Here is an 11,846-nt window from a genome sequence, read left to right on the forward strand (position 1 = left end):
GCTTTGTTTACCAATCGAAACCTATTGTTTCCTTAAGACGCCAGCCAACTGCCTTTCAATTCAGGCGGAAAGATGGCAAAGATTGGGCAAGGCCGGTGCACAGTCCCGGGCCTGCACAATTTGGGCTGCTGCTGCGGAAGGGTCCCTCCAGCCGGTTCTCTCTCACCGGTCGATCATTCCCGCAGCGGCGGCCCCAAATTCCCCCTTCATCCGTTCAGCCTGAGCATCCGGTATTTGCCGCGCGCAGAATGCGGCATCTCCGCGGCCCGCATTGAGCCGCCAAGCCGGTTGCACAGCCCCGCCCCCTGCCCTATGTGGCGGGCATGACAGATCATTCGGCACAGACATTGCACATCGTGGGCGGCGGCATGGCCGGCTCGGAAGCGGCCTGGCAGGCGGCAAACATGGGCGTTCAGGTGGTGATCCACGAAATGCGCCCCAAGGTGGAAACCTTTGCCCACCAGACCGGCAACCTGGGCGAGATGGTGTGCTCCAACTCCTTCCGCTCGGATGATGACGAGCAGAACGCCGTGGGCCTGCTGCATTGGGAAATGCGTCAGGCGAACGGCCTGATCATGACCACCGCCGATCAGCACCGCCTGCCGGCTGGCGGCGCCCTGGCCGTTGACCGGGAGCCCTTTGCCGAAACCGTGACCGCCAGGCTGAAGGCGCATCCGAATGTGTCGGTCTCCTACGAGGAGATCACCGAGCTGCCTGCAGACGGCCACTGGATCTTTGCCACCGGCCCGCTGACCTCGCCGGAACTGGGCAAAGCGATCCAGGCCGAGACCGGCGCCGAGTCGCTCGCCTTTTTCGATGCCATCGCGCCGATCGTCTATGCCGAAAGCATCGACATGTCTCAGGCCTGGATGCAGTCGCGCTATGACAAGGGCGAGACCGAGGAAGAGCGCACCGCTTACCTCAACTGCCCGATGGACAAGGACCAGTACGAGGCCTTCATCGACGCCTTATTGTCAGCTGACAAAACCGAGTTCCACGAGGGCGAAACCGCGGGCTATTTCGACGGCTGCCTCCCGATCGAGGTGATGGCCGAACGCGGCCGCGAAACGCTGCGCCACGGGCCGATGAAGCCGGTGGGGCTGACCAACCCGCATAAGCCTGAAGAAAAGGCCCATGCCGTGGTGCAGCTGCGCCGTGACAATGCTCTGGGGACGCTGTTCAACATCGTCGGCTTCCAGACCAAGATGAAATACGGCGCCCAGACTGAGGTGTTCCGGATGATCCCGGGCCTGGAGAACGCCAGCTTTGCCCGCCTCGGCGGCATCCACCGCAATACCTTCATCAACTCGCCCACCCTGCTGGATGCGCAGATGCGGCTGAAGCGGAAACCCAACATCCGCTTTGCCGGTCAGATCACCGGTGTCGAGGGCTATGTCGAAAGCGCCGCCATGGGCCTGCTGGCAGGGCGGCTGGCAGCGGCGGAGATCCTCGGCCGGGAACTGCCCGGCGTGCCGCAGGACAGCGCCATGGGCGCGCTGATCCACCACATCACCGGCGGCGCGGAGGCCAAGACCTTCCAGCCGATGAACGTGAACTTCGGCCTGTTCCGCCCGGTCGACGGCCTGAAGGGCGGCCGCCGCGGCCGCAAGGACCGCTACAAGGCCTATACCGACCGCGCCAAAGTGGTCTGGCAGGAATGGCTTGGCAACTTTTCCTAGACGCGATACGGAAGCAGCGCCTAAACTTACGCCATGAGCGATAAGTTTCTGGACAAGGCCTACGACCTTGAAACACCGGAAGCGACCCTGGAGCACTACAATCAGTGGGCCGCTTCCTATGACGCCGAGATTGCCGGGAACGGGTATGCGACACCGGGGCGGATTGCCCAAGCACTGGCGAAATTCCAACCGGAGATGGGCGAACCAGTTCTGGATTTCGGCTGCGGCACTGGCCTCTCGGGCCTGGCCCTTCGGCTGCGGGGTTTTGAAACCGTGGACGGCATGGAGCCTTCGGCGGAAATGCTTGCCCAGGCCCGCAGCAAAGGCGTTTACCGTAATCTGACTCTGATTGATGTTGCCGACAGCACACCGATCCCGGCAGGCGCCTACCGCCTGATCACCGGCTGCGGTGTGCTGGGCACCGGCGCGGCCCCGCCTGCGGTGTTCGATATGATCATGCACGCCTTGCCGCGCGGCGGCCTGTTTGTCTTCTCTTACAACGATCACGCATTGGAGGACCGCGCCTATACCGGCAAGCTCAATGACTGGCTGGACTGTTCCGCGGCACGGCTGCTATTCAGGGAATACGGCGACCATCTGCCCGGAATCGACCTTAAGTCCACTGTTTATGTAATTGAGAAAGCGTGACATTCACTACCCGCTTTGCGCCCTCGCCAACCGGACCGCTGCACCTGGGCCACGCCTATTCCGCACTGCTGGCGCATGATATGGCCGTGGCTGCGGGCGGCCGTTTCCTGCTGCGCATCGAAGATATCGACCAGTCCCGTGCCCGGCCCGAATGGGAGGCGCAGATCTATGACGACCTCCACTGGCTGGGCCTTAAGTGGCCGCAGCCAGTGATGCGCCAATCACAGCGGCTGCCCCGCTACCGCGCGGTACTGGACCGGCTGACCGCCCTGGGGCTCACCTACCCCTGCCGCTGCAACCGCGCCGATATCGAGGCCGCGGCGGGGGCGCCGCAGGAAGGCGTGCCGCAATTCGGCCCCGACGGGCGCATCTACCCCGGCACCTGCCGCAGCCGCCCGCCCGCTGAAGCGACAGAGCGCGACGTGATCCGGCTGAACATGGAAAAGGCCGTGCAGGCCGCAGAGCTGCGCAGCTTCACCGAAACCGGGCCGGAGTTTGAAGGCTCGCACCAGCTGGACCCTGAGCAGCTGATTTCAGGTGTTGGCGACATCATCCTGGTGCGCCGCAACATGGGCAGCTCCTACCACCTGTCGGTGGTGGCGGATGACGCGGACCAGGGCATCACCCATGCCGTGCGCGGCGCTGACCTGTTCGAGGCCACCCAAATCCACGTGCTGCTGCAAAGTCTGCTGGGCCTGCCCACACCGGTTTATCATCATCACCGCCTGATCCGCGATGCACAGGGCAAGCGGCTCGCCAAACGCGACGACGCCCGCGCCATCGCCAGGTACCGCGCCGAGGGTGCCACCCCGCAGGACATCCGCGGCCTAGTGGGTCTGCCCGCTTCTTCTGGCTGAAAATATCCCCGCCGGAGGCACGGCCCGCCAGGGCCGCCCCCCTTAGGTGCTGCTCACTCCATCGGCTTCATCAGCTCGACCTCGCCGCCTTCCCGCACCGCGGTATAGAAACAAGTCCGGCGGTTGGTATGGCAGGCGGCGCCAGTCTGGCGCACCAGCGCCAGCAGGCAGTCCCGGTCGCAATCGACCCGCAGATCGACCAGTTCCTGCACGTGGCCGGAGGTCTCCCCCTTGATCCAGAACGCCTTGCGCGAGCGCGACCAATAGGTGACCCGGCGGGTTTCCAGCGTGCGCGCCACCGCCTCCGCGTTCATCCAGGCCATCATCAGCACCTCGCCCGAGGCCTCGTCCTGCGCGATGCAGGGGATCAGTCCCGCATCATTATATACCAGGCTGGCGGGATCAAAGGGCGCGGCAATAGACATGGACAAAAACCTTTTGCATCTGCTGTTCGGCTCCCTATGTATGGGGAACCACCAAGCAGGGAAAGCCCGGGAAAGCGATGTCTGGCGAATCCGATCTGATCAAGCTGTATTCTTCGCGCATTCTGGCGCTGGCCGCGGATATTCCGCATCTCGACCGGCTGGAGGCCCCTGACGCCACGGTCAAGAAACGCTCCCCGCTGTGCGGCTCCACCGTTACCGTTGATATCAAAGTTGAGCACGGGCGGATCACGGATTTCGGCCAGGACGTAAAGGCTTGCGCGCTGGGGCAAGCCTCAGCAGCGGTGGTCGGCGCCAATGTGGTCGGCCGCTCGCTGGCTGAGGTTGAAACGGCGCGCGACCAGTTGAAGACCATGCTGACCCAGGACGGCCCGGTGCCGGATGCGCCCTTTGACGGGCTGGAAGTTCTGCAGCCCGCGCGCGAGTTCAAGAACCGCCACGCCTCCATCATGCTGGCGCTTGAGGCCACCCTGGAGGCGATGCAGACCGCCGCCAAGGAGCAGTGCGCCTGACGCCTGCCTTTTGCGCCACTGACAGCAATTGACTGTAAAACCCGCGCCCTCCCCTGCAGTACTGCAAGGGTGAATTTGCTGCTGAATCCGCCTGTCCAACAAAAAACCGCCGCGCATCCGGGCAGGATGGCGGCGGCAGTTATGCTCTGCTGTGCGGGACCCGGGCGGGCCAGGCAGGATCTTGAGGCAATCCATTCAGGGATCGGGACAGGCGGTTGACCCCCTAAAACAGTCCGGGACAGGAAAGGGCCGGCCCGGCACGGCAGATGCAATCAGGAATTCGGAATCAGGGTCACAGCAGGCCGGGCAAATGAAGTGCGGCCACCAGCATCACCATCAGCGAGGCCGCGCCGATGGCGTCCTGCAGCAGGGTGGAATGGGCATTCTGAATGGTGGTCTTGATCTGTGTCATCATGGCTCGGGCCTCCTCCAGTTTGGTTCGCTGCTCTCTGGCAATCTTGTTTCCTCTTTGTTCTCATTTTCAGGACCACCTGTAAAGAACTTTTTGAGAACATTTGCGAACAAACAAGAACGCGGCAGGAGGCCAGCCACGGAAGCGCGGCTTAACCCACTGAAATCAAACGTATTGCCTGATCCTGCTTCATCAGCCACAGAAGAACACGCGCCGCCTTGCCGCGGACGCTTTCCAGCTTGGGATCGGCTGCCAGCAGCGACCGGGCGTCGCTTTGCGCCACCGCCATCAGCCCGGCCTGACGCTCCAGGTCGGCAATCCGGAATCGCGGCACGCCCGATTGCGCGGTGCCAATCATGTCGCCCGCCCCGCGCATCTGCAGATCGGTCTCCGAAATCCGGAAGCCGTCCTCTGTCTCGCGCAGGACCTCCAGCCGCTTGCGGCCGCCTTCGGTCAGCGGCGGCTGATACATCAGCAGGCAGGTCGATTCAGCGCTGCCGCGCCCGACCCGGCCGCGCAGCTGGTGCAACTGCGCCAGGCCGAAGATTTCCGCCCGCTCAATCACCATGATCGAGGCATTGGGCACGTTCACCCCCACCTCGATCACCGTGGTCGCGACCAGAACCTTGGTCTTGCCCTCCTGGAACGCCGCCATCGCGGCATCTTTCTCGGCGGGCGGCATCTGACCGTGCACCAGGCCAGCAATCCCCTCGCCCAGCACCGCGCGCAGATGCTTGAATCGCTCCTCCGCCGCGGTCAGATCGCTCAGCTCGGACTCGTCCACCAACGGGCAGACCCAGTAGCACTGCCGCCCCTCCGCAATCGCCTTGCGCAGGTGATCGACAACCTCCTGCATGCGTTCGGTGCTGATGACAGCCGTCTTGACCGGCTTGCGCCCGGGCGGTTTCTCATCCAGCACCGAGACATCCATGTCGCCGTATTGCGCCAGCGCCAGCGAGCGTGGGATCGGCGTTGCGGTCATCACCAGCACATCGGCGCCCTTGCCCTTTTCCGCAAGCTCCATCCGCTGGCGCACGCCGAAGCGGTGCTGTTCATCGACAATCGCCAGCCGCAGGTCGCGGAATTCGACATCCTGCTGGAACACCGCATGGGTGCCGACCAGAACCTGAATGTCGCCGCGCTTAAGCGCCGCCAGCTTGGCCTTGCGCTCAGCCCCTTTGTCGCGGCCCGTCAGGATTTCGATCACCACGCCCGCATCCTCGGCCAGCGGCGCAAGACCTTCCATGTGCTGTTGCGCCAGAATGCCGGTCGGGGCCATCATCACCCCCTGCCCGCCCGCTTCAACCGCGACCAGCAAAGCCATGAAAGCAACCAGGGTTTTCCCGGCGCCAACATCGCCTTGCAACAGCCGGTTCATGCGCTTGGGCGATGCCATGTCGGCGGAGATTTCCTCGATCGCTCGCGCCTGCGCATTGGTGGGTTTGTAAGGCAGCGCCTTCAGCACACGCGACTGCAGCCGACCGGTGGCGTGGCTTTCGATGCCCCGCGCCTTGCGCTCCGTCTGGCGGGCCAGGGCCAGGGTCAGCTGATGCGAAAACAGCTCATCATAGGCCAACCGCGCCCGCGCCGGCGACAACGGGCTCAGGTCATCCGGGCCTTGTGGCGCATGGGCAGACTGCAGCGCCTCATGCCAGGCGGGCCAGCCTTCCTTCAGCATCTGCGCCGGGTCGATCCATTCCGCCAGCTCCGGCATCCGCGACAGCGCGCTTTGCGCCGCCTTATACATGGTTTTCTGCGTGACCCCATGGGTCAGGCTGTAGACCGGTTCATACTCCGGAATCTCATGCGCCTCCTCCACCGGCAGCATGTGATCGGGATGCACCATCTGCGCGATGCCGTCGAACAGCTCCAGCTTGCCCGAGACCACCCGGCGCGCGCCTTCCGGCAGCTGTGCCTCCAGATAGCGGCTGCGGCCGTGGAAAAAGACCAGCTGGAACTCGGTCTCCGCGTCCTGCACATGAATGCGGTAAGCACCGCCCTTGCTCCGCGCGGGCCGGTGACGGCCCACAGTGACCTCAACCGTCACCACCGCGGGCAAATCCACCCCGCGGATGGTGTCGCGCCGCCGACGGTCGATCACTGAATAAGGCAGTGAAAACAATAGGTCGCGCGGCGTTTCTATATCCATCTGGAGCAGATTCTGCGCGGTTTTCGGGCCGACACCCTGCAGGGTCTCGGCGCCGGCAAACAGCGGAAACAGGATCTCCGGACGCCCGCTCATGCCTCTGCGATCAGCTCCAGCCAGCCGTCTTCATCCAGGGTCTGGATGCCCAGCTCTGCCGCCTTCTTGGCCTTGGAGCCCGCCCCGGGGCCAGCCACCAGGATATCGGTCTTCTTGGAAACTGAGCCCGAGACCTTGGCCCCCAGCGCCTCGGCCCGGGCCTTGGCTTCGGCGCGGGTCATTTTCTCCAATGTGCCGGTGAATACGACAGTCTTGCCCGCCACCGGGCTGTCCGCAGCCGGCGCATCGGGCGGCACGATGGTCAGTTTCGCCACCAGCCGGTCGATGGCCGCGCGTTCCTCCGGGTTGGCAAAGGCATCCGACAGCGACAGGCCCAGCACCGCGCCGATCCCGTCGACGCCGATCAGGTCCGCCCAGGCGGCTGCGGCTTCGGCCGGCACGCCGCAATCAGCAACGGCGGCAGAACGGGTCTCAGATATCCGGGCGCGGCGGCCCTCCTCCTTGGCGGCCTGGCGTTCGGTCTCCTCGGCCTCATCGGCGGCCCGGTGCGCCAGCGCCGCCGGACGGGCCGCGTCAATCGCAGCCGCCATTCCCTGCCAGTCCCGGTAGTGCAGCGCCAGATCGCGGCCCGCGACCTCACCCGCGTGGCGGATGCCAAGGGCAAAGATCAGCTTGGCCAGCGGGATCGTGCGCTTTTCCTCAATCGCCGCGAACAGGTTGTCAGCGGATTTCTCCCCCCAGCCCTCGCGGTTCTTCAGCTGCTGCAGGCCAGAGCCATAATTTTCTTGCAGATCAAAGATATCCGCAGGCTCCTTGATCCAGCCATCGCTGTGGAACTGCTCCACCTGCTTGGCGCCCAGTCCTTCGATATCAAAGGCCGCGCGGGAGACGAAATGCTTGAGCTTTTCGACCGCCTGCGCAGGGCAGATCAGACCGCCGGAACACCGGCGCACGGCATCGCCTTCTTCCCGTTCCGCCGGGCTGCCGCATTCCGGGCAGGTGTGCGGAAACGCATAGGGTTCTGCATCTTCCGGGCGCTTGGACAGGTCCACATCGGCCACTTTCGGGATCACATCGCCGGCGCGGTAGATCTGCACCCAGTCGCCGATGCGGATGTCCTTGCCGCCGCGGATCTCCTCGCCCTTGGAGTCGCGCCCCTGAATGTAATCCTCGTTGTGCAAAGTGGCGTTTGACACCACCACCCCGCCAACGGTCACCGGGGTAAGCCGCGCCACCGGGCTGAGCGCGCCTGTGCGGCCGACCTGGATGTCGATGGCTTCCAGCCGGGTCCAGGCGAGTTCGGCCGGGAACTTATGCGCAATGGCCCAGCGGGGGGTGGTGGAGCGGAACCCCAGCCGTCCCTGCAGCGCCAGATCGTTGACCTTGTAGACAACGCCGTCGATGTCATAGCCGAGCGTCGCGCGCTGTTCCTCGATGCTGCGGTAATGATCAATCATCTCCGCAACACTGGTGCACAGCCGGGTCAGCGGATTGGTCTGGAACCCAAGCGACTGCAGCCGTTCGATCGCCTCCAACTGCGTTTCTGCCAAAGGTGCGCTCAGCTCTCCCCAGCTGTAGGCGAAGAACCGCAAAGGCCGGGCGCGGGTGATCTCTGCGTCCAGCTGCCGCAAGGACCCGGCGGCGGCGTTGCGCGGATTGGCAAAAATCTTGCCTCCGCGTTCCGCATGGCGGGCGTTCAGTGCTTCGAAATCGGCGTGGCTCATATAGACTTCGCCGCGCACCTCCAGAACCTCCGGCGCGCCGTTCAGCTGCTGCGGAATATCGGTGATGGTTCGCGCGTTGGCGGTCACGTTTTCGCCCACACTGCCGTCGCCGCGTGTGGCGGCCTGGACCAGTCGGCCCTGCTCATAGCGCAGAGACAGCGACAGGCCGTCAATCTTGGGCTCCGCCGTGTAGCCTAGCGCGGCCCCGCCGCCGAGGCCCAGATATTTGCGGATACTGCGGTCAAAGTCGGAGACATCCTCATCCTCGAAGGCATTGCCCAGCGACAGCATCCGCACCGTATGGGTGATCTTACCGAACCCCGACGCCGCCGGCGCGCCGACCGCCTCCAGCTGAGTTGCTTCTTCCGCCAGTTCCGGGAAGGCGTCCGCCAGCATGCGGTAGCGCCGTTTCAGCGAATCATATTCGGCATCGCTGATCTCGGGCGCGTCAGCCTGGTGATAGGCCAGATCCGCCGCCTGCAGCTGCTCCTCCAGCGCCAGAAACTCTGCCCGGGCGTCCTCTGCCGTCAGGCCGGTCACGTCTTTTTCCGAATTCTCTGCCACGCGCGGTCCCTCTTCGTTCTCACCCATGGTGATAGGACGCCGCGCGCGCCGCGTCCAGCGACTCTGTCAGAGCGGTCTGCTGCGCCGGCAGACATGAAAAAAGCCCGCCAAAGGGCAGGCCTTTACAACCGGCGGCACAAATTCAAGTGCCGTCCGGACTTTCATTCTTTCAAGCGCCGACCGCCATCCGCTGGCCGCCGGACATATGATCCTCCTGCGGATCACGCAGCACATAGCCGCGGCCCCAGACCGTTTCGATATAGTTTTCGCCGCCTGTTGCGTTGCTGAGTTTCTTGCGCAACTTGCAGATGAAAACGTCGATGATCTTCAGTTCCGGCTCATCCATGCCGCCATAAAGATGGTTGAGGAACATTTCCTTGGTCAGCGTGGTGCCTTTACGCAAGGACAAAAGCTCCAGCATCTGGTATTCCTTGCCGGTCAGATGCACCGCCTTGCCGTCAGCCTCAACTGTCTTGGCATCCAGGTTGACCGAGATCTTGCCGGTCTTGATGATCGACTGCGAATGGCCCTTGGACCGGCGGATGATCGCATGGATCCGCGCCACCAGTTCCTCGCGGTGGAACGGTTTGGTCAGATAGTCGTCCGCCCCAAAGCCGAAGCCCTTGATTTTGTTGTCGGTATCATCGGCACCGGACAAAATCAGGATGGGGGTTTCGATACGGGACATGCGCAGCTGGCGCAGAACCTCATGGCCGTTCATATCCGGCAGCCCCAGATCCAGCAGGATCAGGTCGTAATCATAGAGTTTGGCCAGATCGATCCCCTCCTCACCCAAATCCGTCGAATAGACGTTCAGGTTGGCGTGGGTCAGCATCAGCTCGATGCTTTTTGCCGTGGTCGGATCATCCTCAACCAAAAGAATGCGCATATTTTATTCTCCGCCTGTACACTGTTTCCCTCAGGTCTCGTTAACCTTGGTGGAAAAAAGTTAATGGCCCGTTACCATGATGGTTAATTTACGAATTCAACTCAAGGGCGGCCCAAACTATTTTGCGTCCGGGTTGCGGAATTTCTTCAACCGTGTGGTTTTCAGCGCTTCTTCACCGTGGTCGGCCACCGCCGCAACCCAGCTCCGGAATTCCTCCTCACTGAGCCCGTAGCGGCGCATCGCCTCGGTCTGCGGCAGCAGCCCGTAAAGCACGCCGCGCACAACCGCAGCCTTGCGCGAGGCGACCCAGCGCTTGGTCGTTTCCGGCGGCAAATCCGCCCGGGTCATGATGGTTCCGTCCGGCAGGGTGACTGCCCGCGGGCCGTCGACTTTCTTCAAAAACATCCGTCTTCCCTTTGAAGATCTTTTTCGTTGCGGTCCGGCAAAAGAATTTCCGATCAGGCTTAACGGGGCGTGAACCAAGGCCCTTGAGAGTCGTTAGGATTTTCCTATATTCTGCGGCGCCTGCCCCCTTGCCTTCAGGAGCTGCCCCATGGCGCTGGACCACAACACCACCTTGAACTCGCTTGGCTTTGCCAAACCGCCCTCGGAAACCCGGGTGGTGGTGGCCATGTCCGGCGGCGTCGACAGCTCTGTCGTTGCAGCATACCTGGCCGATCAGGGCTATGATGTGGTCGGCGTGACCCTGCAGCTGTACGATCACGGCGCGGCGCTGGCCAAGAAAGGCGCCTGCTGCGCCGGCATCGATATCCACGATGCGCGCCGCGTCGCCGAGGAGCGCGGCTTCCCGCATTATGTTCTGGATTATGAGAACATTTTTAAAGATGCGGTGATTGACGAGTTCGCCGACAGCTATCTGGCGGGCGCCACCCCGGTACCCTGCATCCGCTGCAATGAGCGGGTGAAGTTCAAGGACCTGCTGGAAACTGCCAAGGACCTGGAGGCCGACTGCATGGCCACCGGCCATTACATCCAGCGCAAAATAGGCACCCGCGGGCCGGAGCTGCACAGCGCCGAGGATGCCAACCGCGACCAGAGCTATTTCCTGTTCTCCACCACGCCGGAGCAGCTGGATTTTCTGCGCTTCCCGCTGGGGCACCTGCCCTCCAAGGACGCAACGCGTGAGATGGCGGCTCAATACGGGCTGGCGGTGGCGGACAAGCCGGACAGCCAGGACATCTGTTTCGTGCCGGACGGGAACTACGCCAGCGTGATCGAGAAACTGCGCCCCGGCGCCGTGGATCCGGGCGAGATCGTGCACGCCGATGGCCGGGTGCTGGGCAGCCATGAAGGGGTGATTCACTACACCATCGGCCAGCGCCGCGGCCTTGGCATCGGCGGTCTCTCGGAGCCGCTTTATGTGGTGAAACTGGATGTGGACAAGAAACAGGTGGTGGTCGGCCCCAAGGAGCTGCTGGCCACCCGCACCATTCCGGTGCGCGAGATCAACTGGCTGGGCGATGAGCCTTTCACCAGCCGGGACGAATGGCATTTGAAGGTCAAGGTCCGCTCCACCCGCCCGCCCCGGGAGGCGATCATCCGGCCGCTGACGGATACAACCGCCGAAGTGGAGCTGCTGACCCCGGAGGAAGGCGTCTCCCCCGGCCAGGCTTGCGTGTTCTACGCCAGCGAAGGCTCCCGCATCTTCGGCGGCGGCTGGATCTGGCGCGGCTACTGATAGCCTGACCGCCGGGTCAAGGACGGCGCAGCCGCCGCGCGACAGCGCGGCTTGTCCGTGACGCGGTATTCCAGATTAAAATCGGATTGGCGCCTGAGGGCAGACCTGCCCTTAGGCGCCTCTCAGCAGAAGAAGCTCCCGCGCGCCCTCTTTTCCTGACTGTCAGAGGTCTGCATGACCGGAGCGGCAAGCGCCGCGCGGGTGCACCAGCGCCCG

11 protein-coding genes are annotated in these 11,846 nt (G+C 63.5%); 5 read left to right on the forward strand and 6 right to left on the reverse strand.

Going from position 1 to position 11,846, the window contains the following annotated elements; genetic code table 11:
- Positions 1 to 323: 323 nt before the first annotated feature.
- From trmFO to gluQRS, 3 genes are read left to right on the forward strand one after another with little or no spacing between them, the layout of a single operon-like run.
- Positions 324 to 1,679 carry a methylenetetrahydrofolate--tRNA-(uracil(54)-C(5))-methyltransferase (FADH(2)-oxidizing) TrmFO gene (trmFO, locus tag ACTRWG_RS10260; RefSeq protein WP_462829284.1) on the forward strand — a complete coding sequence of 452 codons (1,356 nt, stop codon included), beginning with the start codon at positions 324 to 326 and terminating at the stop codon, positions 1,677 to 1,679.
- A gap of 33 nt (positions 1,680 to 1,712) precedes the next feature.
- Positions 1,713 to 2,327: a class I SAM-dependent DNA methyltransferase gene (locus ACTRWG_RS10265; RefSeq protein WP_462829285.1), complete on the forward strand. Its 615-nt coding sequence runs from the start codon at positions 1,713 to 1,715 to the stop codon at positions 2,325 to 2,327.
- Positions 2,324 to 3,184 (forward strand): tRNA glutamyl-Q(34) synthetase GluQRS, encoded by an 861-nt coding sequence (gene gluQRS, locus ACTRWG_RS10270; protein WP_462829286.1) that lies wholly within the window; start codon positions 2,324 to 2,326, stop codon positions 3,182 to 3,184. Before ACTRWG_RS10265 ends, gluQRS begins: the two co-directional genes overlap by 4 nt.
- Before the next feature lie 53 nt (positions 3,185 to 3,237).
- Here the strand turns inward: gluQRS and hisI are convergent, their stop codons facing one another.
- Positions 3,238 to 3,609 carry a phosphoribosyl-AMP cyclohydrolase gene (hisI, locus tag ACTRWG_RS10275; RefSeq protein ID WP_462829287.1) on the reverse strand — a complete coding sequence of 124 codons (372 nt, stop codon included), beginning with the start codon at positions 3,607 to 3,609 and terminating at the stop codon, positions 3,238 to 3,240.
- Positions 3,610 to 3,686: 77 nt separating this feature from the next.
- On the opposite strand from hisI, the gene ACTRWG_RS10280 reads away from it, so the two are divergent.
- Positions 3,687 to 4,139 carry an iron-sulfur cluster assembly scaffold protein gene (locus tag ACTRWG_RS10280; RefSeq protein ID WP_027237461.1) on the forward strand — a complete coding sequence of 151 codons (453 nt, stop codon included), beginning with the start codon at positions 3,687 to 3,689 and terminating at the stop codon, positions 4,137 to 4,139.
- 292 nt (positions 4,140 to 4,431) lie between these two features.
- Here the strand turns inward: ACTRWG_RS10280 and ACTRWG_RS10285 are convergent, their stop codons facing one another.
- From ACTRWG_RS10285 to sciP, 5 genes are all read right to left on the reverse strand, one after another.
- Positions 4,432 to 4,554 carry a hypothetical protein gene (locus tag ACTRWG_RS10285; RefSeq protein ID WP_008557605.1) on the reverse strand — a complete coding sequence of 41 codons (123 nt, stop codon included), beginning with the start codon at positions 4,552 to 4,554 and terminating at the stop codon, positions 4,432 to 4,434.
- Positions 4,555 to 4,702: 148 nt separating this feature from the next.
- Entirely contained in the window at positions 4,703 to 6,793 is a 2,091-nt protein-coding gene (recG, locus tag ACTRWG_RS10290; RefSeq protein ID WP_462829288.1) for an ATP-dependent DNA helicase RecG, read from the reverse strand.
- Positions 6,790 to 9,069, reverse strand: a complete 2,280-nt coding sequence (ligA, locus tag ACTRWG_RS10295) for an NAD-dependent DNA ligase LigA (RefSeq protein WP_209320217.1) — start codon at positions 9,067 to 9,069, stop codon at positions 6,790 to 6,792. Before ligA ends, recG begins: the two co-directional genes overlap by 4 nt.
- A gap of 142 nt (positions 9,070 to 9,211) precedes the next feature.
- On the reverse strand, positions 9,212 to 9,931 hold the full coding sequence (gene ctrA, locus ACTRWG_RS10300; protein WP_008556381.1) for a response regulator transcription factor CtrA: 720 nt from the start codon (positions 9,929 to 9,931) through the stop codon (positions 9,212 to 9,214).
- A 117-nt stretch (positions 9,932 to 10,048) separates the two neighbouring features.
- Positions 10,049 to 10,336 (reverse strand): CtrA inhibitor SciP, encoded by a 288-nt coding sequence (gene sciP, locus ACTRWG_RS10305; RefSeq protein WP_008557698.1) that lies wholly within the window; start codon positions 10,334 to 10,336, stop codon positions 10,049 to 10,051.
- Between the two features lie 148 nt (positions 10,337 to 10,484).
- Here sciP and mnmA point away from each other — a divergent pair, with 148 nt between their 5' ends.
- The gene (gene mnmA / locus ACTRWG_RS10310; protein WP_027237458.1) at positions 10,485 to 11,630 is read left to right on the forward strand and encodes a tRNA 2-thiouridine(34) synthase MnmA; all 1,146 of its coding nucleotides are present in this window, start codon (positions 10,485 to 10,487) and stop codon (positions 11,628 to 11,630) included.
- Positions 11,631 to 11,846: the final 216 nt, after the last annotated feature.

Source organism: Leisingera sp. G5_S3_59_S7 (assembly GCF_054968485.1).

Excerpts from the sequence above, each read along its gene's own strand:
- trmFO (WP_462829284.1), top strand. The coding sequence starts at position 324 with ATGACAGATCATTCGGCACAGACATTGCACATCGTGGGCGGCGGCATG.
- ACTRWG_RS10265 (WP_462829285.1), top strand. The coding sequence starts at position 1,713 with ATGAGCGATAAGTTTCTGGACAAGGCCTACGACCTTGAAACACCGGAA.
- hisI (WP_462829287.1), bottom strand. The coding sequence starts at position 3,609 with ATGTCTATTGCCGCGCCCTTTGATCCCGCCAGCCTGGTATATAATGAT.
- ACTRWG_RS10280 (WP_027237461.1), top strand. The coding sequence starts at position 3,687 with ATGTCTGGCGAATCCGATCTGATCAAGCTGTATTCTTCGCGCATTCTG.
- ACTRWG_RS10285 (WP_008557605.1), bottom strand. The coding sequence starts at position 4,554 with ATGATGACACAGATCAAGACCACCATTCAGAATGCCCATTCCACCCTG.
- recG (WP_462829288.1), bottom strand. The coding sequence starts at position 6,793 with ATGAGCGGGCGTCCGGAGATCCTGTTTCCGCTGTTTGCCGGCGCCGAG.
- ligA (WP_209320217.1), bottom strand. The coding sequence starts at position 9,069 with ATGGGTGAGAACGAAGAGGGACCGCGCGTGGCAGAGAATTCGGAAAAA.
- ctrA (WP_008556381.1), bottom strand. The coding sequence starts at position 9,931 with ATGCGCATTCTTTTGGTTGAGGATGATCCGACCACGGCAAAAAGCATC.
- sciP (WP_008557698.1), bottom strand. The coding sequence starts at position 10,336 with ATGTTTTTGAAGAAAGTCGACGGCCCGCGGGCAGTCACCCTGCCGGAC.
- mnmA (WP_027237458.1), top strand. The coding sequence starts at position 10,485 with ATGGCGCTGGACCACAACACCACCTTGAACTCGCTTGGCTTTGCCAAA.